This is a genomic window from Vibrio sp. 1069, from assembly GCF_033340555.1.
Genome location: NZ_JAWOWP010000344.1, coordinates 1 through 719 on the forward strand (window position 1 = coordinate 1; position 719 = coordinate 719).

A 719-nucleotide genomic window follows, 5' to 3' on the forward strand; every position below is an offset into this window, starting at 1 on the left:
GCGAACAGTCCATATAAAGAAAAGTTCATGGCATCCATGCATCCTGGCAAGCCAGAGCAAACTGAAAAGCAATACGCCGCACAAGTAACGTGGGACGAAACCATGGCGGAGTCGATTGTGAAATACCTCGCTCAAAACCCAAATGCTCAAGTTGTTCATGTCGCGGGAAAATTTCATACAGAAGCAGGTTTAGGTACCGCAGCATCCATTTTACAACGCAACCCTGAGCTTAAAGTGGTGGTGGTTAATCCAACGTCTGAAATCAGGACAAACAGCCCAGATTATCAGTTAGAAGTACTCGAACCGCCGGTTCGCTTCGTTCAAGACGCGAACAGAATGGCCGCGTATAAGCACCTATCTACACGTAATGACGATCTTCAATGTAAATAACGCGGCCTATCCTACATTTTAATCTAGTTATACGGTCTGTTTTTTGCTTTGCTATTTAAGAAACAATCTTGGCGGCAAAAACAGGCCCGTTTTCTCCTATCATGAGTTCCTACCTTTGATTCAGAATATCTGCGTCAAATTGGTACAAATTGATTCAAGAAATACCCTATGCCGTCGATATAGAGATAACTGCTTTTTACCCGCACTCAGTGAAAGAGTGTCGATGTTCCAAGGAGTATTCGATGAATCCAGTAGGAAGCAACCCAGTAAACTCTTATGCTAAGCAACCAGCAGTAGTGGCACAAAATCAAGACAATCACGTTGATACG

1 protein-coding gene and 1 pseudogene are annotated in these 719 nt (G+C 43.5%); both read left to right on the forward strand.

What is annotated here, in order from left to right:
* Positions 1-390: ChaN family lipoprotein (locus R7040_RS26410; RefSeq protein WP_318097570.1), on the forward strand; the 390-nt coding region annotated here is incomplete at its 5' end.
* A gap of 149 nt (positions 391-539) precedes the next feature.
* Positions 540-719: pseudogene (locus tag R7040_RS26415) on the forward strand (hypothetical protein); the annotation flags it as partial.